Origin of the sequence: Halomicrobium sp. IBSBa (assembly GCF_017612575.1) — an archaeon.
GTDB lineage: Archaea > Halobacteriota > Halobacteria > Halobacteriales > Haloarculaceae > Halomicrobium.
Map to the genome: position 1 here is coordinate 132,882 of NZ_JADPQC010000006.1, position 22,843 is coordinate 155,724.

The following is a 22,843-nucleotide window of genomic DNA, read 5'->3' on the forward strand; positions in this document are numbered from 1 at the left end:
CTACAGCTCGTCGAGGTGGGCCTGCAGCCGCGACTGCAGCCGTTCGATCGTCTCGAATCGGTGCTCGGGCTCCCTGGCGAGGGCCGTTTCGACGGTGTCGTCGATTCCGTCCGGGAGAGCGTCGACTCGCTGGCCCGGTAGTTGGGGGTCCTCGGACAGAACGCTCTGCATCACGGCCACGTCGGAACCGGTGAAGGGAGGCTCCCCGACGAGGAGTTCGTAGAGGACGACCCCGAGCTGGTAGATATCCGTCTTGCTGTCGGGCGTCCCGTAGGTGTCGGGATCGAACTGTTCCGGTGCCGCGTACGTCGCGGTCATCCCGCCGGCAGTCGCGCCGTGCTCGTTCAGCAGTCGGGCGATTCCCCAGTCGGCGACCTTCGGCACGTCCCAGACGCCCTCGGGCGTCGACTCGAAGAGGATGTTCGCGGGTTTGAGATCGAGGTGTGCCATCCCGGTCTGGTCGTGTCGAACCGCCTTTGCGACGCGCTCACAGATCCACAGCGCCTGGCGGTCGTCACACGCGCCGACCCTGTCCGCCAGCGATCCTCCGTCCATGTACTCCAGGGCGATCCAGGGGAGAGGCTCGACGTCCCAGTCGATGACGCCGACGACGTGAGCCCGGTCGGAGAGTCGTTCCCACTGCCGCGCCTCGCGCTCGAAGGCGGCGATGTCGTCGGCCGTCTGTGTCCCCTCCGTGACGGGCTCTTTGACGGCGACCGTCCGCGACTCGCCGTCGATCTCGACTGTCCCCTCCCGGACGATCGCGTTGCCGCCACGGCCGACGACTCGGCCGGTCTCCACGTCGCCGTAGTCCAGCGACAGCGACGGGGCCTGTGTCGGCTGGCCGGTCGGTATCGCCGTCGAAGCGGACTCGCTGGTGGTCGCCGACTGCTCGTCGCGGACCCGGTGATCGGTCGCCTCGGACCGTGCCCCCGCCGGGCGCTCCGAACCGGAGGCCGCGTCGGCCGGCGACTCCGCATCCCGCTCGGTCGAACCGTCGGGGTCGTAGTCGAGCGCCGCGAGTGCGGCCTGGGCAGCCGCCCGCACGTCGTCGTCGTAGTGCGTGCGGAGTGGCGCAATCTGCTCGGCCGCCGACGCCGCGCCGAGCGCTGCGAGCGCCCCACAGGCTTCGACGCGGGGACTGGGGTAGTAGTCGTCGAGCAGGTCGACGAGCGGATCACGCGCAGCGCGGAGCGTGCGACCGCCCTCGGCGAACGCGCCGATCGCCTCGGCCGCGGCCGCCCTGACCATTGCGCTTACGTGTCCCAGCCGAGTGACGACCGACGAGACGTGATCGTCGGTCACCACGTCGGGATGGGCCTCGCCGATCTGGCCGAGCGCCTGGAGCCCTCGTTGCTCGACGTGTGGGTCGCCGTCGTCGACGGCCGCGAGAACGGCGGGGAGCACGGCGTCGACCAGTTCGCGATCGGCCGCGCCGATCCGTCCGAGGGCGTCGACGGCGTCCGCCCGGACCGATTCCTCCGCGTCGTCGAGGAGATCGAGGTGGGGAGCCGTCCCGGCCGAAACGACCGCTCCCGTGGCGTGCTGGTCGATCAGCGGTCGAACGGCCGCTGGGCGTTCGCTGCCGAGTCGACCGATGGCAGAGGCCGCACTCGATCTGGTGGCCCAGGACTGGTGGTCGAGGTGGTCGACCATCCCGTCCAGCCCGTCGACGACCAGGTCTGGACAGTGCTCGGCCAGCCGGCCCAGCTCGCCAAGCACCGTGCTCTTCTCGAAGTCCGGTGCCGACGACAGCGCCGAGAGGTGCGCGCGTGTCGCGCGCTCGGCTGCCTCGGCCAGTCGGGACTCCAGGGGCGCGAGGGCGGTCACGACCGTTCGGCGTATCTTCGGATCAGAATCGTCGGCGGCGGCTACGAGGTCGTCGGTAACGCGTTCGAGGACGGCCGGCTCCGTCTCGCCGAGCGTCCCGAACAGGTCGATCGCCCCCTTCCTGACCATCGACTCGTCGTCCGTCAGGAGCAGCGTGAGCCGGTCTACGTGGGGATCGAGGAGCGCCGGCCGGTCCTCGGCGATCGTCTCGAGTGCGCCGACGACGTGCCAGCGGGACGCCTCGGAGACCGCGCTCTCGACGCCGCTTTGCATCGTCGCCTCGACCAGCGGCTCGACGAGCGACGCCCCCGAGTCCGAGCGGCAGATCACGAGGTTCCGCACGCCGTACACCACCCCTTTGTTCGGGAGCGCGCCGCGGTCGAGTTCGCGCTCGAATCGTTCTACGACCTGCGCGCGCACCTGCTCGTCTTTGCCCGCGATCGTCCCCAGCGCCTTCCCGGCGGCTTCACAGAGCAGTCCGAGATCGTCCTCGGTCGGTTCCAGACAGTCGAGCAGCGTGGGGACCGTGTCCCGGACTTGCTGGGGAAAGAGGTCGTAGATCGCGGCGAGTGCGGCCGCCCGCTTCGAGCGGGCGAGCTCCTCGTTTTCGGAGTCGGCCAGCGTTCGGTGGTACTGACCGACGGGATCGGCTCGCGCGACCGGCGTCCGGTCGAACGCTGGCTCTGCCGCCGCGACTCGTGTGCGATCGAACTCCGCGATCGCACCCACCAAGGGTGGACGGCTGATCCGGTCGGTGTGAACGATCGCGTCGATCAGCGGTTGTACCAGCGGTGCCATTGCCTCTGGGTCCCGTGCCGTCGCCTCCCGGACCAGTTGCGCCGTGACGTGGACGACGCCGTGGTTGTCCGACAGCAGCAGCTCCTCGATGCGCGACCGGTCGGCCTCGGTGTACGCAGCCGGGTCGTCGGGCAGCGTCGCGAGGAACGCGCGAGCCTCGTCGAGTTCGACCTCGCCCTCGTCGGTGTCGCTCACGAGTCGCCCCTCCGCTCGCTAGGGGCCGTTCGACAGTCGCCGAACGGCTCATACTGCCGGCTGTCACTTCGTGAAGATCTTCGCCACCCCGGGGTGGCGAAATCGGTCACAGATGTACAGCCGGTAGTATCACTCCTCGGTGACATCGGTCACCCCATCGACGGTGAGGACCGAGATCCCGACGCGCCTCCCGGCGTCGATAGCTTCGAAGTCAGCAGCCATGGTCAGAGTGACCAGTGGACGGATGTTAAAACTAGAACTCTCCGCGAAGCACAAGAGTTGAGACGGTGGCACGGAAACAGTGGCGACGACAGAATGGTCCAAACATCGTGCGGAACAGGCCTCGTCGGAACCGCCAGCTTCCAGCGGAGCGCGCGATGACGGACGACGAGCCGCCGCGGTTCGTGACGACGACAGAGCAGTTCTCGACGGACTTCGGGACGACGACGGTCGAGTCCGAGCCGGTGCTCGTCCACAGCCTGGCGGGCGAAGGCGGCCAGGCGGTCGTCGGGGTCTACTCGACCGAGATCCACGAGGGCGAGTGTCACCTGGCGGTCGGGATCGACGAGACAGTCTCACGGAAGACCGCCGAGCCACAGAACTCAGACACCGCAGCGAACGACGAGCCCGACGCCGCGGCGACGGTCGCCAGACCCGCCGAGAAGGTGCCCGAGCCGGTCGAGCCGCCGCTGCCCGAGTCGGTCACCTACAGCGAGCTGACGATCGGCGAGCGCGTCGGCGACGGCGGCTTCGCAGAGGTCAGGGCGGCGACGGTCGAATCGTCCCCGGACGCGGAGCTCGCGGTCAAGCGCCTGTCCGACGAGGGGACGCTGGCCAGAGCGACGATCGACCAGTTCGTCGAAGCGGCGAAGCTGTGGGGCCAGTGTGACGACCACCCCCACGTCGTCAGCGTCGTCGACTGGGGGAAGGTACCGCGGCCCTGGATCGCGATGGAGCGTCTGACCGGCGGCGACCTGCGCCAGCGCCTCCAGACCGCCGACGACGGACTCGCGATCGACGAGGGGCTGTGGATCGCGAGCGTGCTGGCCGAGACCCTCGCCGACGTCCACCACCTCGGCGTCCGGCACTTCGATCTCCGGGCCCAAAACGTCCTCTTCGCCCCGACGCCCGAGGGCGTCTGGGACCTCCCCAAGATCGGCGACTGGGGCGTCGCAAAGACACAGCGCAGCGGCGACGATCCCGCGGCGCTCGATCCCCGCTACGCCGCCCCCGAACAGTTCGAGTCCGACCGAGAACTCGACCACCGGACAGACATCTATCAGCTCGGGGCAGTGCTCTACGAACTGCTGACCGGAGCGGTGCCGACGGCGACAGGAGCCGAGGGCGAGTCGGTCGCCGAGCGGTCGCTCCCGACGCCGCCGTCGGAACTGCGCCCCGAACTGCCGTCGTCGGTCGACGAGGTCGTCCAGACCGCGCTCGCACCGGCCCCCTCGGAGCGGTACAGTCGGGCGATCTACCTCGCCGACGCGCTGGACGATCTCGTCGACGACACGCCGTAGCAGCCGTGTCGAGTGACTTGCGCCGGGCCGACGAGTATCTCGCCGCCGTCGCAGACGCACTGGCAATCGACGATCGGTACCTCCCCGACTGGTCGCTCGATTTCGAGGTGGCCGACGACGAGTGGACGCTGGACGACGTGATCGACCTGTGCGAGTGACGTGACACCCACCGAGCGGCCTGCGAAGCGGGGTGAGCGCGAAGGTGTCGGAGCCGACGCGTCGCACCCAGATTCCCGGCCGACGGACAATTGTGTCCAATGTGGAGAAATTGTTTATAGTTGGAGACGGAACGTTGTACCAGAGAGATGAGAGACGCGACGAATGGGTGTGTGAGTCGGTCGACGCCAGCCGGCGTCGCGACGGAGCACCCGGATCAGTGGAGGGCAGCGCCGAGATGAGCGAGGACGGTGCGCACCTCGTCGTCGTCGACTACGAAGACGAGCGCGAGCGAAAGCGCGCGGAGTACCTGCTCGACAACTGGGAGGACGGGACGATCGAGTCCCTCGACGGCATGTCTCGCGTCGTGCGAGACGTCGACATCGACGAACTGTACGACCAGCTGGCGGCGAAAGTGCCAGAAGAGGAGCTGTCGGCGTACGAACTGAACCGCGTCGACACCGAGGCGACGCAGGTCCAGGCGACGATCGACGAGACGTTCGACGACGTCGATGCCGAACGCGTCGAGTGGGCGATGGAGTCGATCATGAAAAAGCGAAAGGCCGTCGACCAGGGGTCGACGGCCGACGGCGAGAGTCTCTGGGCCGTCTACACGAAGAAGGGACGAGCCGAGATCCAGTACGACATCCGAGAACGAGAACAGAACGCGGTCCGACTCCACGTCGTCATCGACGGTTTCGGAGAGGCACCGGAGTTTCTCCGCGAGTTCATCGAAGAAGAGATCGGGTACATGATTGCCTAACAATGGGAACGATCAAAGACAAGCGCGAGGAGCTGACGTATCCGGCCCACCAGGTCTTGCAGAAGGACCTGGTCGAACTAGCGAACTACTCGGCACAGCGCCGACGAGACCTGTACAACCAGCTCGAACAGAACAAAGAGGAGTACGAGTGGGACTTCTACCCCGAACACCGGGAGTCGATCCCCGAGGCGACGAAGGAAAACGAGCTTGCCTCCTTCGAGGCCGCGAAGTTGCTCCTGGCGACTGCGATCGAGGAAGCGTCCGAGACTGACCCCGAGTCGAAGGGGTTCGTCGACCAGTTCGAGGCGGGAGAACGCGAGTTCGTCAGGCAGTTCGACGACTTCCGACGGAAGTTCAAGCAGATCGACGAGGAGAACCTGGAGACCAACATCAAGAACAAGGACGGGAAGGTCCACGAGTTCGTCACCGAGGAGCTCGAGGCCCAGGCCGACCTCAGAGAGTCGCTGCTGGACACGTCGTCGAACGAGATCCGCGGGGCGACGATCTCGTACTTCCAGCAGGAGTTCGAGGAGTTCTTCGAACTGGCCGACGAGGCCGTCTTCCTCTACATCAAACACCACGGGCTCCCGAACACCATCGAAGGTATCGTCAGTGCCGCGAAAGCGGCCCGGGACGCGAAATCCGAGCGAGAGGCCGTCGAAGCGACGGTCCGGGACGAACTGGAGTCGCTCTCGGAGACGATCCACCACAGCCTCCGGGATCAAGAGCGAGCCCTCCGGACCGAGATGAGCCGCCTCCAGTCGGAGATGGCGACCGGCGGCGTCGACGCAAACGCCGTCGAAGGCGAACTCGACGAGATCAAAGACCAGATCGCGACCCTCTCGGAACAACGCTCCGCGGACAGACGGGAGATCTCGGAGAAGCTCGACACGATCTCGACGCTGGAAGACGATCTCGAAGCCCAGATCGACCAGCTAGAGGCGGCCCGCGAGGAGACCCGCCAGGAGCTACAGGACGAGGCCGCGTCGAAAGCCGCGTCGCTGCTCGAAGACGAGCTCGAACGCCTCTCGGAGCGGAAAGGCGATCTCAGCGCCGAGATCCAGCGGCTACGGAACGAACGCGAGCGCCTGGAGACGACCGGGGATCGACTGGACCAGGAGTTTGGCGACCTCGAAGAGCGGGTCGCGACGGCCGAACAGCGGGTCGACCAGGTCGACGAGCTGGACGACCGCGTCAGTGAGATCGCCGAGTCCGTCCGGAGCCAGCGCGAGGAGCCCGACGGGAAGGCGATCCGCGCGGAAGTGGCGCGGCTGTACGAGATGGACTACGTCACGCGGTTCGAGACCTCCGTCGAGGAGGCGAGCCACCTGACACTCCCCGGTGGCGAGCGCTTCGAGATCCCGGAGGGGTTCTGGGAGGACCGACGGCGACACTTCACCGGTGACCATCGATCGATCGTCGCAGACGTACTGGACGACGAGACCACGGTCGACCGGTACCCGGTCGGCCGGTTCTCGACCTACCGCGTGCGGACGAACAAGTTCGTCGCGTTCTCGGAGACGAAGCTGGTCGTCGAGGCCGTCGTCGCCGCCAACCTCGAAGCCTTCGCCGCGAACGGCTTCGACGCGCGACCCGCCGGCCTCGACGACCTCATCGATGTCGTCAACGAGACGGTCGCCCGCGCCGAGTCGAACGACACGACCCACCTGATCGGCATCGCCTCACCCACCGGCTGGACCGACGACGTGGAAGCGTTCGTCCAGAACGAGGACGCCGCCCGGTCCCGGTTCGACCAGCAGGTGAGCGTCTGTCTGGTCGACATCCAGTCCAACGAGTTGCTCTACGACCGGAACGACCGCCTCGTCTCCGAGAACGTCGATCTGTTCACGCGTGCGGTGGACAGCGAGCGCGTCGCCGACTGCATCGAGGTCCTGCGAAACGACTACGTCGACGACCCGATGACCGAAGTCGTCCAGCACCACGCGGTCGTCGACGAACACGACTTCGGCCCACACATCGTGCGGGCCGCCTTCGAACGACTGGCCGACGACGGCTACGGCGAAACTGGCTACCCCAACGCCGCCGACGGGCTCTGTTTCGTCGTCGACTGAGACGGATTGCTGTCACCGTTTTCCCGGTTGACCGCACGACTGCGTGCAGTCGATCGGGGAAAGATCGACAACCATCCGTACGAGACTGGTTCCGTGAGTGGGAGGTGTTCGCCACTCCGGGGCCGCGAACTGCCCGGCAGACGCGGCCGGCGGGCGGGTGCAGTCCCCGACGCGGCGACGAAGCGGACACCACGTGTGGCTACGCCGTGTCGGTTCGACAGAGACCGACGGTGACGTTGTCCGGTCCGCCTCGATCGTTGGCTTCCCGGATCAGATCCGTCCCCGCGGCTTCGAGCGACGTGGCGTCGAGACAGGTCGCCTCGATGGTGTCCTCCGGAACGGGGTCGGTGAGCCCGTCCGTACAGAGCAGGAGCCACCCCTCCGAGATCGACTGTGTGTACAGGTCGACATCGAGGTCGTCGGCGGTCCCGATCGCCTGGGACAGCACGTGACTCATCGGGTGGTTCGAGGCCTCTTCTGGCGTGATCTCGCCCGCCTCGACGAGTTCCTGGACCTGTGATTGGTCGGTGGTTACCTGCCGGAGTTCCTCGTCGACGTAGTAGGCGCGGCTGTCCCCGACGTTGGCGATCGTCGCGGTGTCGTCCGCGACGAGTGCAGCGACGAGCGTCGTCCCCGGCGTCTTGCGCTCGCCCGCCGCGAGGTCGGTCACGGCGTCGTGTGCGGCCCGGAAGCCGCGTTCGAGCAAGTCCGCCGGCCGGTCGGCGTCCTCTGGCGTCTCCGACGTGACCGTTTCGAACAGCCGCTCGACGGCCGTTGCACTCGCCTCGGCACCCTTCGGGTGGCCTCCCATACCGTCGGCGACGACGACGAGTTCGCGCCCGTCGTCGAGCGACGCACAGCGAGACGCATCCTCGTTTTCGGTACGTTGCTGGCCGACGTTGCTGTGACAGTAAGAGATCATAGTTGAACTGCGACGAACGGATCGTGACCGATCGGTTATCACGCGTCGCAGATAACTGTACTGCCGGGCGAGGGGACGACGGTTCGGTGGCCGGGCCATCGCATCGGTTTTCACGCTGCTGGACCAACACCGAGACGATGGCGGACACGACAGTGACGGTGTACACCCGGGAGGGATGTCACCTCTGTGAGGACGCACTCCAGACGATACGGACGGTGACACAGTCGGTGGCTCGGTCGGTCGACATCGAAGTCGTCGACGTCGACAAGGCGTCGCTGGGCGAGGAGTACGGCGATCGCGTCCCCTACGTGCTCGTCGACGGCCGACCGGCGTTCAAGTTCCGCGTCGACGAACGGGAGCTACGACAGAAGCTGGTGGCCTGACCGCTCGCGCTCGATCCGGCCAGCGGACTGGTCGGTTTTTGTGTGGGAAGGTACACGGTGGCGTTCGCCCGGCTAGCGTTCCTCGGTTTCTCTACCAGACAGGACTCTGTCGCGCGAATATCTCCGGCAACAGAGGAACGGTCGGCGACGTAGTCGTCGAGAGCGCCACAGAGTAAATGTGTCGTCTGAAGGTGAATACAGCTCTCCGGCCATCCTGTTTTCCTCGAAGACGACGACACTGTTTGCCTACCGTAGAACAGCTGTTCACCGAGCGAAAGACTGCCACGAGTGATGTACACCCACATGAACACCAGAAGGCTGGCAAGCATCCGAACAGACACGAACATCATCCTGTCGACGGGCGTGAGAGCAGTCAACTGAAGTGCGATCGTCGAGGGGATCGCATGCCCGACTATGCCTGGCCAACGAGTACGGGATCGAGTACTCCCGCCGCATGAATTCCGATCGACAGCGTCGTGGACTGTGCCGCTGCGCTCATAGACGGCCGACGCCGGGCACCGGTATATCAACGGAGCGAAGTGAACTGAACGCGGCACTTGTGACCAGGTTCATCGTCGAAAGACCTCGTGAAACGCTTTCGTCGGCAGTACGGGGTGACGAACGGAAGTGAACGGATCGGCCGCAGTCTGGCGATTTCGGTCTGAACGGCGCATCATCGAATCGTTCTCGCTACACCCATTCTGTCGGATCTACGTCGAAGCGACTGTTCGCTGGGCGTACGTGGGATCGTGGTGTCGTCAAGCAGAAATGAAGATGCTATCTCCACTTACAGGAGTATGAACGTCTGCAGCAACTAGATAATCTGTGTGAGGTGCCGAAAAAAGCGAGGGTGCAGTGCATCCAGCGAGTGGATCGCTGCACTCAGTAACAGTTGAACTCTACTTCAACGCCGTCGTCGACATCGATTTGTGCATCTCCCCTCGACATTTCGAACGTGTAGTAGGCGTGCTCGCCCACATTTGGTTCACCGTCAACCTGACCTGCGAGGAGATATGTTTCCCCGTCCTCGTCTTCGAAGACGGTATTCCCATCAGTGGACCCTTCTACCTGCGCTTCAACCTCTTTGGCATTGAATATGATCTCGTAGTGACCGTGGCCGCTGATCACGATACTACCATCCGTATTCACACATACCTCACTGGGGTCCGGCGTTCTCTCTTCTGCCGCTGCCTGGCCAGAGAGGGTTGCTGCGCCGACAGTGAGTCCGGTCGCGGCCATAGCGCCTCGTTTGAGCACTGTCCGACGATCAATTTCTGCAGTGGAGTTTTCACTCACATTTCCAGTTGTGTAATGAAGTACTATTTTAATCTATATTCTAGGAACATTATAGACATTAACCAAAAGAGCGTGTCATAGAAGAGTTCACATGGCTTGGTGAATCAGCTTAGACAAATTGAAACCGCCGTACACTTGGTGCACGCTGTTTTTAGATGGTTTTAGCTATGGCGAAAGAGAAGTTCGGCGTCGCTGTTGACGAGGAAATCGTGCGAGAAGTGGATGAACTGGTCGATGAGTGTGACGATCTCGGAGCCAGCCGCTCCGAGATCGTCGAAGCCATCCTCACAGCATTCGTTCAATCCGAGACGAACCACGTTGAACGGGTGCGAGAAGTCATTATTCGGAAACGAAAAGGCACTCTCTAACTGATTTTGAACTACGTGCACCAAGTGCACGTAGTTCTAAGCTAATAATCTGCTATAACAGTAACCAGACTGACTATAGTGTGTGAAGAGCTCTATGACACGCTCAAAAGGAAATAATAGTCATTTTCCCTCTTACTGGGGTCGTGTTCAGATAAGGATGAAGAGTGAGGCGGTTCGTTTTCTAAGTTGTCTATGCCCGAAAACGACCGCCTCATCGGGAATTTAGACGAGATCGACTTAGAGTTTGTTGAACGAGAAGCGACACCACGATTTCTGATGAAATTCAGTATTCAGTTGCATCTTGCTAGATTATCGCTTTCGAATACTGTTTCAGTTCTTGAAATATTTGGTGTCGAACGTGCTCGATCTACTGTTCATAATTGGGTTCACAAGGCCGAGCTACAGCCAGAATCTGGCCGATCTCCGGATCAGGTTGCGGTCGACGAGACGGTGATCCGAATCGACGATGAACAGTACTGGCTGTACGCCGCCGTCGATCCTGGCTCAAGCGAATTGCTACATACAAAGCTTGAGCCGACGCGTACGAACGCTATTTCTTACGCATTCTTTGCCGAGTTGCGCGAGAAACACGACGTCGACGATGCCGTGTTTCTCGTCGATGGTGCGACTCCGTTGAAATACGCGTGTTCACGTCACGGTCTCGATTTCAAATACCAAAAGCATGGAAATCGGAATAGCGTCGAACGTGTCTTTCGTGAAGTGAAAAGACGAACCTCTTCGTTCTCAAACTGTTTTAGCCACGTCGATCCAGACACAGCTGACGACTGGCTCAGATCATTCAGCTTCGCATGGAATCAGCTAATCTGAACACGACCCTTACTGGTGAGTAATCGCTCTTGGAACTATGCGAGAACCTATGCTCACAGGAGGTCTTCCTCAAGGTCAGCCAGCTCACTCTTCTGAAGCGACACAATTTCAGGCGTCAGTAGTGCATCCACCCGCTGGATCCCGCCAGTGTTGGTTAAACTCACACTGCCCGATCGGCAAGTTCGTGGAACCAACCGGCCTCGTCACTCTCGACCGGGACACCGCCGCCGGAGGACTCGATCAGATCGGCGTCGACGATCTCGACCAACACAGCCGCGCCGCCCAGGAATCGCTCTTCGAGGACGCCAAGGGAAACCTCGGGACGCACAAGCGACTCCTGCTCGATATCGTCCAGGCGGCAGGGGAGATCAGCGGCTCCGAGCTGCGCGCCGAGTACGAGAATCGCACCGGAAGCCCGAACTCGGGTTCGACACGACGCCGGATGCTCAACTCGCTGAAAAGCTATAATATGATCGCCGACAACGGTCGGAGTGGCCCTGCTCGACGCTACTACACCGTCGATGAAAGCGGGTGGAAGTCTGGATGATGAATCCGCACACCCTCTGACCTGAGCATGATCGCATAATCCTCATGGAGAACCTAATAGAGTCAAATAAAGGATATATAAGTGCCGAAATCGTGTAATCGACAAATGGCACGATGGCACCTCTCTTTTGATCGCAACTCTGACGAAAGGGCATATGAAGTCTGTGAAAAAGCAGGACTGCAGGTTACTGGGGCTAAGAAAGAAAACCGCTATTATCTTCGCACGTATGGGAAGCGAGCGATTGATAATGTAAATTTTATTGATTTTGGAGATGACTGGATATGTGTAGCTGGAACAATCATTTCGAACGGTTCGCTTGGCGAAGCAGCTCTCAAAGACTTCTACGACAAATTCGTTGGCGAAGGGCTCGCTGCAGCACGGGAGAGTGTGATTGGACATTATGCGATAGCAATTCAGCACGACGGCCAGATTACGGCATTCACTGATCCACACGGTGCATATCGACTATATTATAGTACATCACACCCAGTAGTCACAAACTCACTTCACGTTGCTGCAGAACTCATCCCGACATCTGCTGTGGAACAAATGGGGGTGCTTGCACACTCGGCACAACCTCGGTCGACAGGTGAACAGACGCTTTTCAACGATATCAAGCGGCTGTACGGTTCGCAACTATTGAAGATGGATCCAGAGTCAGGTGTGGTATCAAGTGAATCACTCGACTTGGGAATCGATAGTGTTGGTGGATATAACTCTGTCGAGGAAGCTGTCGAGCGATATCAGTTGCGGGTCGACGACGTCTTCTCACACTTCGACGGCATTGATTCACTTGCAGTTAGTGCGACCGGCGGTCTCGATTCTAGAACGATCCTTGCTTCGCTATTTCAACAGGGAATCAAGCCACAAATCGTCTATGGCGTTGGAAATAGCAAGTTGACGAACACAAAGAGGCGTGATCGTGAGGTTGCAGCTCAGCTCGCATCGAGGTTCAATCTCCCATTTTATGAGATGGACTGGTCTGGTGACCATCCACACAGCCAAGAAAAGATGCAGGAAGGGTTTCAGCAGTACGGTTTCAAGTACACGACGTACGGTCTCCCCGAAGCACTTATCTCTGAAATGAACGGCGGAATAACCCCGTACCCGGACCTACAAATTTCTGGATACGGTCCAACGTTCACCAATTCGAAGATTTGGGCTCGAGACGATGATCCATATTCGTTCGAAGATCTGGTAGAAGATTACATTCGGGACTTTGCTACTGAGCCCATGTTTAATTGCTATCCAGAATATCATAGATATATTGAAGAAAGTATACGATCAGCACTAGATCACTCTCCAGTTGAGTATCCAGACCAAGGAGCATCACTTGCCACTTTTGCACAAACGAAGATGTTTCTAAAGGTTCGTATTGCAGCGGGTGGAGTCAATTTCTTCAATGAGTTTGGGTACTATATTGCCCCGTTCTTAATGAAGAGATTACATGATCCATTGCTTAATGTCCCGATGAAGTACAGAGAGAAGGACACGTTCCAGATCCGAATGATTGAGAATATGGAGCCCTCGTTACTTGACATTCCGCTATATTCTGGAACGAAACCGGCAACCGTAGACCGAAGGTCCCAAACAATGCAACGACCACGCAAATATCGTATTAAGAACGGGCTGATCCAGGTCGCAGGTGCGGTTTTACCTCAGAGTATCAAGCCGAAAGCGAAGGATCTCTACCTTCGGATGACAGCGGATCCAGGGGATAATATGACAGTCAATGATCTGATCCGTGTCAGCGGGTCAGAGTTCGTCTTATCGAATCGGCTCGTCGGTGACTGCTTCGAGAACTCTGACTGCCTGACGCTCCGGGATCTAAACCGTCTCCATCGCAATCTGGTCGGAATACATAGTGTGCAGAACGAGGATGACCCGGTGGTTTGAATATAGGCGATCAGTATCGATTCTATCACCCATATCAAACCAATGCATTATTTAAAAACCGGTCATAGGGTCAATACATAATATGTATCGACACTTTACGAATGAAGCTGGATCATCGCCATATGAAGTTGGTGATCCGGTACTATCCCTAACCGGAAATACACCTCTGATTAAATATCCGAGTGATACCTCTGGAAATATTCACGTCAAGCTGGAGATGGAGAACCCAACGCGGTCGATGAAAGATCGAGTGGCACTCGGGATGATCCTTGAGATGCAAGAACGGGGGCAGATCAATGCCGACGACACGATCGTCGAGGCCTCCTCGGGAAATACTGCCGGCGCGGTCGCAATGGTCTGTAACCGACTCGGATACAAGAGCGTGATTACGACACCGGAGACGACCAGCAAACAGAAAAAAGCGTATATAAGAGCATTAGGTGCTGAATTGGTCACCTGCCCACCTGTTGACTCAGACGAACCGAACCACTACAGAACAGAGGCAGAACGAATCGCCCAAGAGCGAGATGGGGTCTTCCTCAACCAGTACCAAAACCAGCTCAACCCAGAAGTTCACGAGAAGTGGACAGGCCCGGAACTTTGGCAGCAGGCAGACGACATTACACATATTGTCTGTCCGATGGGTACGGGTGGAACGCTATCCGGGATTGCAAAATACATTAAAGAGGTCGATGAAGAAGTTACAATAGTTGGTGTTGATGCAGAGAAGTCTAACATAAGTACAGTGTTTTACGATAAATCTCCCGTTGAGTATGATACAACTATTGAAGGACTGGGGAAAGGTAAAAAAGCACCAACGATGTGGTTCAACTATATCGACAAAATTGTTTCTGTCGGGGACAATGAAGCTATAGAGAACTCTCGCCGCGCTGCACGGGACGATGGCCTTCTGATTGGAACGTCGTCGGGTGCAGCACTGAGTGTCGCAAAAGACATTGCAACTAAAAATGGTGATGCAACAGTTATTCTCATCGCTTGTGATGGTGCAGAACAATACTTCGACCGTCTTGTCCCGCAAACGGACAACAGCCAGTAGTAATTGATAGATATAGTTACCAGTTTCGCAAACACTGCTAGACGACGTAAACGACCAAAACCCGGTCCATTTTGGTCACACGACTGCACCCCACTCTCAATGGAGGTGAAAACGTGGGAGATGACCGAACGCAGATCAACATCCCCGACGAGCTGTACTCCGACGCCCAGGCGATGAAGTCGAAAAACGACATCCGCGACAAAGAGGCGATCGAGCGACTGGTCTCCGATGCACTCGGACACGAGGACTTCGCCCCGGTCGTCGACGCGATGTTCTCGGCGTGGCGACAGATCGGCCACAGCACCGACGCCGAGTCGAAGGAACTCATGATCGAAGCGATCCGGCTACAGAACGAACCTGGCGTCTCCGAGCAGGACGTGATCGAGACGCTCTCCGACCGCGCACTGCCGCTGCCGGCAACATCCACGAACGAGAGCACATTCATCTGTGACACAGTCCACTTCTGTTGTCCCGCCGTCCCGTTATCGATGCGTGAGAACTGAACGGGGTGTTTTCAGGCCGTGTGAGAAAGCGACAGTATGGTCCTTCAGGACGACTTTGGGCGGGCAGTGACGGAGGTTCGTGTCTCGCTCACGGACCGCTGTAACTTCGACTGTGTGTACTGTCACAACGAGGGACTGGGAGAGACGCGAGGACCGGCAACACCACGCGAGGACGAGCTTTCGGCCGAGGAGATCCGTCGGTTCCTCGGCGTCGTCCGCGAGTTCGGCGTCGACGCCGTGAAGCTCACCGGCGGGGAGCCGATGTTGCGCTCGGATCTGGAGGCGATCGTCCGCCAGGCCCCGGACGAGATGGAGGTCTCGATGACGACCAACGGGACCTTCCTCCCGGGCCGCGCGCAGGCCCTCGTGGACGCCGGTCTCGACCGCGTCAACGTCTCGCAAGACGCGATGGACCGAGAGGCGTTTGCCGATCTCACTCAGAGTGGTACCTACGAGACAGTTCTCGAAGGCGTCGAGGCCGCACTTGATGCCGGGCTATCGCCGGTGAAGCTGAACATGGTCGTCTTCGAGCCGACCGCTGGCTACGTCCCAGAGATGGTCGACCACGTCGCCGAGCGCGACGGGCTCCGGCTCCAGCTCGTCGAGTACATGCCCGAGCTCGCCGGCCACCCAGAGTGGGCGATCGACATCGACCGCGTCCACGGCTGGTTGGAGGACCGCGCCGACTTCGTCGAGACCCGCGAGATGCACGATCGACGGCGGTACCACGTGCAATCACCGGACTCCGAGAGCACGGGTGTGGTCGAGATCGTCGATCCCGTAGAGAACCCGCAGTTCTGTGCGAACTGTCATCGCATCCGCGTGACCCACGACGGTCGGCTGCGGGGCTGTCTCAACCGACGTGACGATCACGAATCGATCCGGGACATGTCTCGGGCCGAGATCCGCGAGGCGTTCGTCGAAACGGTGAGCAACCGCGTCCCGTACTACGGAGAGTACCTCGTCGAGGAAGATGGCGACTGGGTGCGCAACGAAAAGTACGTCGAGACGACTGCTGCAATCGGTTCCTCAGATTGATACTATCGGCCGTCACTGTTTCGAAAATTTAGAGCAGCGAGATCGCGAGCTGCGAACCGACAGACGGCGACGGTATCAGATACGTCAACGTCACCCGTTCGTTCTCAGTGAGTGAGAACCAGCCGGGTTCGTATACCTGCGTTGGCTGTAGATACACCTATTGGATATGCAAGGTACCACGACAAAACAGCGAGACGACGGCCGGGATCTGTATGTCGCCTTCGATATCAGACCCGTGCTCGACAGTGACTGTCCGCTCGACGAGTTCGAAGACGCCGACGGCGACGTCGTCGAGGTACGACAGCAGTTACTACACGACCAGTGTCAGACCGAGATGACGATTCAGTCGGAGGAGGCTCCCGCGTCTCCGGGTTGCGAGGAGGCGGACATCGTTCACTCGGCGAGTGAGGTCGACGGAGCCTGTTTCTGTGCTGTCTTCGGTGCGTTCGACTGTATCCCGGAGATCGTCGACGTCACCGAGGAGTCGGTCCGCGTCGAGACGTATCTGCCCGACAGGAACCGGCTCACCGAGTTAGTCGAGTCGTTGAGGGACGTAACGAGTGAGTTGCATCTGCGACAGCTGAAACGAATCGACACGGGTACGGACGAGACGAGCGGACAGACCGTCACACTCGCTCTCGACGACGTTACGGAAAAGCAGCGTGAGGCCGTTACGCGGGCCGTCGCCGCCGGCTACTACGCGACGCCACGCGAAACGTCGCTGGAAGAGCTGGCCGACGATCTCGACATCTCGAAGTCGGCGTGCTCGCAGCGTTTGAACGCCGTAGAGTCGACGCTTACCGTCGGGGCATTTGCGAACGCGACCACCAACTAATACGGCCGGCTGTACGTCTGTGAACGATTTCGCCACCCCGGGGTGGCGAAGATCCTCACGAAGTTACAGCCGGCAGTATAAAGATTGCACCGGTCGAGCGACGACGACCAACACCGCCAAGCCTTCGTTTGTGACGCATTTCGGCAGTCCGAGGCGACGAGTTCTGTCAAACGGCGAGAGTGATCTCGGCGGCCGACGAGACGCGACACGTCCCGCTCGACGACGATGTCGACAGCACCCCCTACTTGAATCCCTTCATAATTCACAAGAAGGGATATCGACGAGAGCGGGCGATATTGAAACGTATGACAAAAGAATCGCAACCAGCCCACGAGCCGATACCAGAGTGGGACGAGGTTGCCGACGAGATCCTCGACGGGTGTGGATACGACCCGGATCTCGGGAAGCGGATGGCCGAAGACGCCATCAAGATCACGAACGGTGAGCTAACCGAGGAGGAGTTCCACGAGAAGTATCACGAGGAGGTCAAAGCAGAGTTCGGAACGGACGAGCGACCCACGAAACCGGAGGGATTCGATGACTGACGACGAGTTCACGGCCTCTCGCCGGGACGTTCTGAAAAGCGGTGCCGTCGCCGCGGTCGGACTCGGCGGCGCGGACAGCGTGCTCTCGACGCTCCAACCCGCCGACGACTCGGGAGAAGCCGTCAACCAGGTCACCAGCTTCCTCGGTGAGGACCAAGTCGTGAAGACTGCCTGTTCGCCGAACTGCCGCGGGAAGTGTCCGCTGGACGTTTACGTACGAGATGGACAGGTGAAGAAAGTTGAGCAGCAGGTACCTGCTGCGACTGACTTCAAGCGTGGCTGTACGCTGGGCATCTCACACTTACAGCGGGTGTACAACGCGAAACGGTTGAAGTATCCGATGAAACGCGCCAGTTGGTCGCCAGATAACCCCCAGCCCGGCAAGCGCGGTGAAGACGCAAGCTTCAAGCGAATCAGTTGGGACGAAGCACTCGACCTAGTGGCTGAACAGATACAGACCACCAAGGACGAACACGGCCCGGAAGGCATTTTTTGGCACTCCGGTTCGGGTGACGGTGGGACGACTGGCTTCGGTCGCCTGAAACAACTAGTCGGTGGCATTCAGGACAGTTTCGTCTTCGGGATCGACACTAACGTCGGCCAGGGCTTCAACCGAGTCACCGGCGAAGGTGGCGTCTTCATGCCACCGACGAACACCGCCGAAGACTGGGTCAACGCCAGAACGATCATCATCTGGGGGTCAGACATCTTCGCGAGTCAGTTCCAGATGGACGCCGAGTGGGTCCTCGAAGCCAAGCGCAACGGCGCGAAGCTTGTCGTCGTCGACCCCATGTACACGAACACGGCGGAGAAATCGGACCTCTGGTTACCGATCCGCCCGGGGAAAGACACGCACCTCGCCCTCTCGATGATGCACTACATCTTCGAGAACGAGGTTTACGACAAGTCATTCCTCCGGCAGCGGACAAACGCACCAGCACTCGTCAGTACTGAAGACGGAACACTTCTTGACCCAGCCCGGGTCGTCGACGATCCTGCCGATGACGCAGTCGTCGTGATGAACGAGGAAACTGGCGAACCAGAGGTTGTCGGCGCTGAAACTGGAGGTCCATTCGCGCTCACGGGCGAGTGGTCCATCGACGGGACGACTGTCCGACCCGGGCTAGTGGCGCTCCGTGAGCAAGCCGCGAACTATCCGCCGGACAAGGTGGCTGATATCGCCGGACTGACGACTGAAGACATCGAGACGGCAGCCGACTGGTTAGCTACTCGTGGCGCAGGCGGAATTATGCCGAGCTACGGTGTTGGTCGGTACCTGTACGGACACGTGTTCGGACAGGCCTACGCGACGCTGCTGGCACTGACCGGCGACTACGGCCGTCACGGAAACATTCACGCACAGCACCCATCGTACAACGGCTCTTACCTTCAGACAGGTGATTGGGGAAGTCCAGACGATGCGGTCGGTGTCGAGACGTATGGGTACCAACGCGTCCTCGACCTACTGGAAGACGGTGGCCCCGCTCAACCCCGGTTCCTCTATGGGATGAACTCGAACATGCTCGGGAACCAGTTCCCAGACAGGGACCGCTGGCTAAACGCGATGGAGAACCTCGACACCATCGTGTGGGCGGACATGTACCATACGCCGACTACGCAGCAAGCAGATATCATCCTGCCAGCCGCTCACTGGTTCGAAACTGAAGACTTGCTCACGACGTACACTCACCCCAATCTTAGTTACCGGCAGCAGGCCCACGAACCACTCTGGGAGGCCCGTGACGACTACTACATCATGGCAGGATTAGCCGAGCGACTCGGCCACGGGAACAAATTCCCCGACGACAAACACGAAGTGCTCGACAGGTTCGTACAGAACGACGAACGACTCTCGTGGGAGGCGCTTCGAGAGAACGGAACCGTCGCGACTGACGAAACTCCGGATGTCGCGTACACCGACGAGTTCGGAACAGAATCCGGTCGAATCACGGTGTACGACGATGACGCGCCAACTGAGAAGGGGCCGGGACTGCCCGACGAGGGAGTCTCGCTCGAAGTTCCGGAACCATTGGAAGCCAGAACCGACGACAACTGGGAAAAACAGGATGAGTACCCACTGGTGTTCATGCAAAAACATTCGAAGTGGCGGATCCACTCCCAGTGGGCGAATGTCCCGTGGCTCAGAGAGGTCAACCGAGAGCCACAGCTTGACATCCATCCGAAAGACGCCAAGCGTCGAGGCATTTCAGATGGGGATTACGTGCGCGTCCACAACGACCGTGGCTCGGTAGTAGTTCGTGCGAAGTACAACAAGGGGATTCGTCCTGGGCTCGTGAACACGGACCAAGGATGGTGGGCAGAGGACTTCGTTGAAGGTCACTACCAGGATCCGATCTCCGCGGAGACTGCAAAAGTCGGACGCACATTCGCCTTCTACGATTGCAGAGTAGAAGTCGAACCCGCAGCTGAGGAGTACCAGTCTAACCAGTACACGCAAGACAATCCACGCGGTACGGCTGGCAGTTCGGCTGGAGGTGATTAGTAATGACAAACTACGGACTCGTAATCGATCAGGAGCGCTGTATCGGCTGTCACTCCTGTGCGATGAGCTGTAAGCAGGAGAACAACGTCCCGATGGGACAGGCCTGGAACCGCGTGCTGACCGTCGGTGGCGACCACATCGACACACCCGAAGGCTCGTATCCAGAAGATGGAGACGACGGAACGTTGGAAATGAGCTATCAGCCGACGGCCTGTCAGCACTGCGAGAACGCACCCTGCGTGAAGGTCTGTCCAGTCAACGCGACGTACAAGCGCGACGACGGCATCGTGGAGATCGACTACGACAAGTGCATCGGGTGCCGGTACTGCATGGCTGCGTGTCCCTACAACGCTCGGGTGTTCAACTGGGACGAACCACAGCACCTCCCAGAAGAGGGGACTGGAGACGTCGAAGAACGACCCCAGGGCGTCGTCGAGAAGTGTACGTTCTGTAGCCACCGCGTCGAGGAGGGTCTCGATCCGGCGTGTGTCGTAAACTGTCCCGCCGATGCCCGAATCTTCGGGGACCTCGACGACGATGGGAGCACCGTCTCACAGTACGTCGCCGAGTACGATACCAATCAACTGCTCGACGAGAAGGGCACCGATCCGAAAACGTACTATATCCAAGGTGAGATGTCACCCGGTCGGCCCTGGAAGGGCAAAGAACTCGAATCGGAACTCGACGAACAGCCGACGGCCGAGGAGGCCGGCGATCCCGACAGCGAGAAGTCGATGCAAGGAGCCACTGCCGATCCAGTGTGGGGTGACGACTGATGAGTGGTGAAGTGACCGAGAGATCGGCGACGTCGACGGCCCGCAGCCCCGTGTTGTCCTCGTTCGGGGTCGTTTCGAAGGTCTGGCTCGGCCTCCTGGGCGTGCTCCTGGTCGCCGGACTCGGAGCGTGGGCGTACCAGCTCCAGCAGGGGCTGGTCGTGACCGGGATGCGGAACGTGTTCTCTTGGGGGCTGTACATCATGCTGTTCGTGATGTTCGTCGGGCTGTCGGCGGGCGGGCTCATCATCTCGAGCGCGCCGAAGTTCTTCCACTCGGACCGATACGAGGGGTTCGCACGGCTCGGTGTGCTCGTGAGTCTGGCCTGTATCATCGTCGCGGGACTGCTCATCCTACCCGACATCGGCCGCCCAGAGCGGCTGTATCAGTTCTTCACGTCGCCGGACTTTCGTTCGCCGATGGTCTGGGACTTCGGGATCGTCGTCCTGTACGGCGTGTTGAACGTCTGGTACCTCTGGTTGCTCACCCGGCGAGACCTCGCCGCCCGCGGATCGCGACTGGCCTTCGGGGCCGAGGACACGCAGGCCGGCCGGGATCGGGACCGGAAGCTGCTGTTCTGGACCGCCGCGGTCGCGTTGCCGACGGCAGTGATGCTCCACTCCGTGACCGGCTGGATCTTCGCGACGCAGGTCGGCCGCGGTGATTGGTTCAGCCCGCTGGTCGCACCGGTGTTCATCGCCAAGGCGCTCGTCTCCGGACTGGGGCTCCTGCTCGTGGTCTCGATACTGGCAGACCGCTACACGGGCTTCGACGCCGATCGGGACGAGCTGACGAGTCTGGGGAAGATGCTGGGTATCTTCCTGGCGTTTCACGTCGTCTACCTCCTGGCTGCCGAGCGCCTGCCACACGCGTGGGCAGACCACTTCGGCTTCTGGGCGATCACCAGCGAGTTCCTCATCGGAGACTCGATCTACTTCTGGCTCTGGACCGGCGTCGGCGGGGCGCTACCGCTGGTGCTGTTGGCGACACCGCAACTCAGGAAGCGACTGTCCGTGATATTCGTCGCGGGCGTACTCGCCGTGTTCGGCACCCTGTTCGAAGGGGTTCGGCTGGTGTTCACCGGCTACGAGAGCGTGAACATCGACGCCGCGCCGGGCATCTCGCTGGGCGGCGAGTACGCGGGTGTCACGACGGATATCTGGGCCACGACGGGGGCGTACACGCCGACGGTGATCGAGCTGGTGGTGACCGCAGGTATCGTCGCATTCGGCGCACTGATCGTCACCGTCGGGCTCCGATACGTCCCGCTCCAGCGACAGACCGAGCAGGAGAGATACGCCCCAGACGGCGGAGGTGGCGGGTGTGACTGACGACACCGCGACGGCGGTCGACGACCCGGCGGGAGAGACGAGACTGCCGACAGCCGACACGCTGGGCACCCTGGCGGTGTGCTGGCGCGAACCGTCAGAGGAACTGCGTACCGCCGTCGAGTCGGATGCGATCGCGTGGCTCGACGAGAGCGAGGCAGCCGTCGATCTGGACGAGCTGCGTGTCGAGTACACGCGACTGTTCATCGGCCCCGGCCCCGAACAGTGTCCGCCCTACGAGAGCGTCTATCGGGACGGCGACCACGACGACGAGCAGAGCGTCGGTCCGGTGTACGGGCCGGCGACACAGGCGGTTGCGCGCTGGTACGCCGAGTACGGACTGGAGTTGCGGGACTCGAGATCGGCACCCCCAGACCACATCGCGACGGAACTCGAATTCGCCGCCTACCTCGCCGCCACAGAGGACGACGACACGCTGGAGCAGTTCCTCGACGAACACCCGCGCACGTGGATCGAACCGTTCGCGGCGCGACTCCGGGAGAACGATCCGGGGCCGTTCTACCGGGCGATAATCGAGCGAACGATCGAAGTCCTCACTCGGTGACCCGCCAGTAGCGCACCGTCGATGTCACCCTCCGCGACGGACGACGGCGTCCCTCGCAGGGTCGGTCCACGAGTCGACCAGTTCGCGCGCCGTGCAAAGAGCTCCGGGCCGCCGTCGCTGAT

At 60.6% G+C, this 22,843-nt stretch carries 21 protein-coding genes; 18 read left to right on the plus strand and 3 right to left on the minus strand.

Annotation, left to right across the window (positions count from 1 at the left end; genetic code table 11):
* Window positions 1-2,823, minus strand: a complete 2,823-nt coding sequence (locus IL252_RS14500) for a HEAT repeat domain-containing protein (RefSeq protein ID WP_208628584.1) — start codon at window positions 2,821-2,823, stop codon at window positions 1-3.
* A 377-nt stretch (window positions 2,824-3,200) separates the two neighbouring features.
* Here IL252_RS14500 and IL252_RS14505 point away from each other — a divergent pair, with 377 nt between their 5' ends.
* From IL252_RS14505 to IL252_RS14520, 4 genes are all read left to right on the plus strand, one after another.
* Complete coding sequence (locus IL252_RS14505; RefSeq protein ID WP_208628585.1) at window positions 3,201-4,343, plus strand: serine/threonine-protein kinase; 1,143 nt, start codon at window positions 3,201-3,203, stop codon at window positions 4,341-4,343.
* Between the two features lie 5 nt (window positions 4,344-4,348).
* Window positions 4,349-4,501 (plus strand): hypothetical protein, encoded by a 153-nt coding sequence (locus tag IL252_RS14510; RefSeq protein ID WP_208628586.1) that lies wholly within the window; start codon window positions 4,349-4,351, stop codon window positions 4,499-4,501.
* A gap of 218 nt (window positions 4,502-4,719) precedes the next feature.
* Window positions 4,720-5,262: a hypothetical protein gene (locus IL252_RS14515; RefSeq protein ID WP_244257225.1), complete on the plus strand. Its 543-nt coding sequence runs from the start codon at window positions 4,720-4,722 to the stop codon at window positions 5,260-5,262.
* 2 nt (window positions 5,263-5,264) lie between these two features.
* On the plus strand, window positions 5,265-7,334 hold the full coding sequence (locus IL252_RS14520) for a hypothetical protein (protein WP_208628587.1): 2,070 nt from the start codon (window positions 5,265-5,267) through the stop codon (window positions 7,332-7,334).
* A 199-nt stretch (window positions 7,335-7,533) separates the two neighbouring features.
* Here the strand turns inward: IL252_RS14520 and IL252_RS14525 are convergent, their stop codons facing one another.
* Window positions 7,534-8,256, minus strand: a complete 723-nt coding sequence (locus tag IL252_RS14525; RefSeq protein ID WP_208628588.1) for a PP2C family serine/threonine-protein phosphatase — start codon at window positions 8,254-8,256, stop codon at window positions 7,534-7,536.
* A gap of 137 nt (window positions 8,257-8,393) precedes the next feature.
* On the opposite strand from IL252_RS14525, the gene IL252_RS14530 reads away from it, so the two are divergent.
* A complete protein-coding gene (locus IL252_RS14530) occupies window positions 8,394-8,639 on the plus strand; it encodes a glutaredoxin family protein (RefSeq protein ID WP_208628589.1) in 246 nt (81 codons plus the stop codon).
* Between the two features lie 882 nt (window positions 8,640-9,521).
* Here IL252_RS14530 and IL252_RS14535 read toward each other — a convergent pair.
* A complete protein-coding gene (locus IL252_RS14535; RefSeq protein WP_208628590.1) occupies window positions 9,522-9,878 on the minus strand; it encodes a hypothetical protein in 357 nt (118 codons plus the stop codon).
* 224 nt (window positions 9,879-10,102) lie between these two features.
* Here IL252_RS14535 and IL252_RS14540 point away from each other — a divergent pair, with 224 nt between their 5' ends.
* The 13 genes from IL252_RS14540 to IL252_RS14600 all read left to right on the plus strand — a co-directional run bounded on the left by IL252_RS14540 (window position 10,103) and on the right by IL252_RS14600 (window position 22,721).
* Window positions 10,103-10,303 (plus strand): ribbon-helix-helix protein, CopG family, encoded by a 201-nt coding sequence (locus IL252_RS14540; RefSeq protein WP_208628591.1) that lies wholly within the window; start codon window positions 10,103-10,105, stop codon window positions 10,301-10,303.
* A 192-nt stretch (window positions 10,304-10,495) separates the two neighbouring features.
* Window positions 10,496-11,131, plus strand: a complete 636-nt coding sequence (locus IL252_RS14545) for an IS6 family transposase (RefSeq protein WP_208628592.1) — start codon at window positions 10,496-10,498, stop codon at window positions 11,129-11,131.
* Window positions 11,132-11,315: 184 nt separating this feature from the next.
* A complete protein-coding gene (locus IL252_RS14550) occupies window positions 11,316-11,678 on the plus strand; it encodes a hypothetical protein (RefSeq protein ID WP_208628593.1) in 363 nt (120 codons plus the stop codon).
* Window positions 11,679-11,783: 105 nt separating this feature from the next.
* Complete coding sequence (locus tag IL252_RS14555; protein ID WP_208628594.1) at window positions 11,784-13,574, plus strand: hypothetical protein; 1,791 nt, start codon at window positions 11,784-11,786, stop codon at window positions 13,572-13,574.
* 82 nt (window positions 13,575-13,656) lie between these two features.
* Window positions 13,657-14,631: a PLP-dependent cysteine synthase family protein gene (locus IL252_RS14560; protein WP_208628595.1), complete on the plus strand. Its 975-nt coding sequence runs from the start codon at window positions 13,657-13,659 to the stop codon at window positions 14,629-14,631.
* Between the two features lie 113 nt (window positions 14,632-14,744).
* Window positions 14,745-15,134, plus strand: coding sequence for a hypothetical protein (locus IL252_RS14565; protein ID WP_208628596.1), 390 nt, complete (start codon window positions 14,745-14,747; stop codon window positions 15,132-15,134).
* 36 nt (window positions 15,135-15,170) lie between these two features.
* Entirely contained in the window at window positions 15,171-16,172 is a 1,002-nt protein-coding gene (gene moaA, locus IL252_RS14570) for a GTP 3',8-cyclase MoaA (RefSeq protein ID WP_208628597.1), read from the plus strand.
* Window positions 16,173-16,338: 166 nt separating this feature from the next.
* Complete coding sequence (locus tag IL252_RS14575; protein ID WP_153555002.1) at window positions 16,339-17,007, plus strand: helix-turn-helix domain-containing protein; 669 nt, start codon at window positions 16,339-16,341, stop codon at window positions 17,005-17,007.
* 305 nt (window positions 17,008-17,312) lie between these two features.
* Window positions 17,313-17,552, plus strand: a complete 240-nt coding sequence (locus IL252_RS14580; RefSeq protein ID WP_153555106.1) for a 4Fe-4S ferredoxin N-terminal domain-containing protein — start codon at window positions 17,313-17,315, stop codon at window positions 17,550-17,552.
* The gene (locus IL252_RS14585; RefSeq protein ID WP_208628598.1) at window positions 17,545-20,055 is read left to right on the plus strand and encodes a molybdopterin-dependent oxidoreductase; all 2,511 of its coding nucleotides are present in this window, start codon (window positions 17,545-17,547) and stop codon (window positions 20,053-20,055) included. The genes IL252_RS14580 and IL252_RS14585 overlap by 8 nt, the downstream gene beginning before the upstream one ends.
* A 2-nt stretch (window positions 20,056-20,057) precedes the next feature.
* Window positions 20,058-20,831 (plus strand): sulfate reduction electron transfer complex DsrMKJOP subunit DsrO, encoded by a 774-nt coding sequence (dsrO, locus tag IL252_RS14590; RefSeq protein ID WP_208628599.1) that lies wholly within the window; start codon window positions 20,058-20,060, stop codon window positions 20,829-20,831.
* The gene (nrfD, locus tag IL252_RS14595) at window positions 20,831-22,159 is read left to right on the plus strand and encodes an NrfD/PsrC family molybdoenzyme membrane anchor subunit (RefSeq protein ID WP_208628600.1); all 1,329 of its coding nucleotides are present in this window, start codon (window positions 20,831-20,833) and stop codon (window positions 22,157-22,159) included. Before dsrO ends, nrfD begins: the two co-directional genes overlap by 1 nt.
* Window positions 22,152-22,721 (plus strand): molecular chaperone, encoded by a 570-nt coding sequence (locus IL252_RS14600; protein ID WP_208628601.1) that lies wholly within the window; start codon window positions 22,152-22,154, stop codon window positions 22,719-22,721. Before nrfD ends, IL252_RS14600 begins: the two co-directional genes overlap by 8 nt.
* Window positions 22,722-22,843: the final 122 nt, after the last annotated feature.

Excerpts from the sequence above, each read along its gene's own strand:
- IL252_RS14505 (WP_208628585.1), top strand. The coding sequence starts at position 3,201 with ATGACGGACGACGAGCCGCCGCGGTTCGTGACGACGACAGAGCAGTTC.
- IL252_RS14560 (WP_208628595.1), top strand. The coding sequence starts at position 13,657 with ATGTATCGACACTTTACGAATGAAGCTGGATCATCGCCATATGAAGTT.
- nrfD (WP_208628600.1), top strand. The coding sequence starts at position 20,831 with ATGAGTGGTGAAGTGACCGAGAGATCGGCGACGTCGACGGCCCGCAGC.
- IL252_RS14555 (WP_208628594.1), top strand. The coding sequence starts at position 11,784 with ATGGCACGATGGCACCTCTCTTTTGATCGCAACTCTGACGAAAGGGCA.
- IL252_RS14535 (WP_208628590.1), bottom strand. The coding sequence starts at position 9,878 with ATGGCCGCGACCGGACTCACTGTCGGCGCAGCAACCCTCTCTGGCCAG.
- IL252_RS14525 (WP_208628588.1), bottom strand. The coding sequence starts at position 8,256 with ATGATCTCTTACTGTCACAGCAACGTCGGCCAGCAACGTACCGAAAAC.
- moaA (WP_208628597.1), top strand. The coding sequence starts at position 15,171 with ATGGTCCTTCAGGACGACTTTGGGCGGGCAGTGACGGAGGTTCGTGTC.
- IL252_RS14585 (WP_208628598.1), top strand. The coding sequence starts at position 17,545 with ATGACTGACGACGAGTTCACGGCCTCTCGCCGGGACGTTCTGAAAAGC.
- IL252_RS14520 (WP_208628587.1), top strand. The coding sequence starts at position 5,265 with ATGGGAACGATCAAAGACAAGCGCGAGGAGCTGACGTATCCGGCCCAC.
- IL252_RS14540 (WP_208628591.1), top strand. The coding sequence starts at position 10,103 with ATGGCGAAAGAGAAGTTCGGCGTCGCTGTTGACGAGGAAATCGTGCGA.
- IL252_RS14545 (WP_208628592.1), top strand. The coding sequence starts at position 10,496 with ATGCCCGAAAACGACCGCCTCATCGGGAATTTAGACGAGATCGACTTA.
- dsrO (WP_208628599.1), top strand. The coding sequence starts at position 20,058 with ATGACAAACTACGGACTCGTAATCGATCAGGAGCGCTGTATCGGCTGT.
- IL252_RS14530 (WP_208628589.1), top strand. The coding sequence starts at position 8,394 with ATGGCGGACACGACAGTGACGGTGTACACCCGGGAGGGATGTCACCTC.
- IL252_RS14575 (WP_153555002.1), top strand. The coding sequence starts at position 16,339 with ATGCAAGGTACCACGACAAAACAGCGAGACGACGGCCGGGATCTGTAT.
- IL252_RS14580 (WP_153555106.1), top strand. The coding sequence starts at position 17,313 with ATGACAAAAGAATCGCAACCAGCCCACGAGCCGATACCAGAGTGGGAC.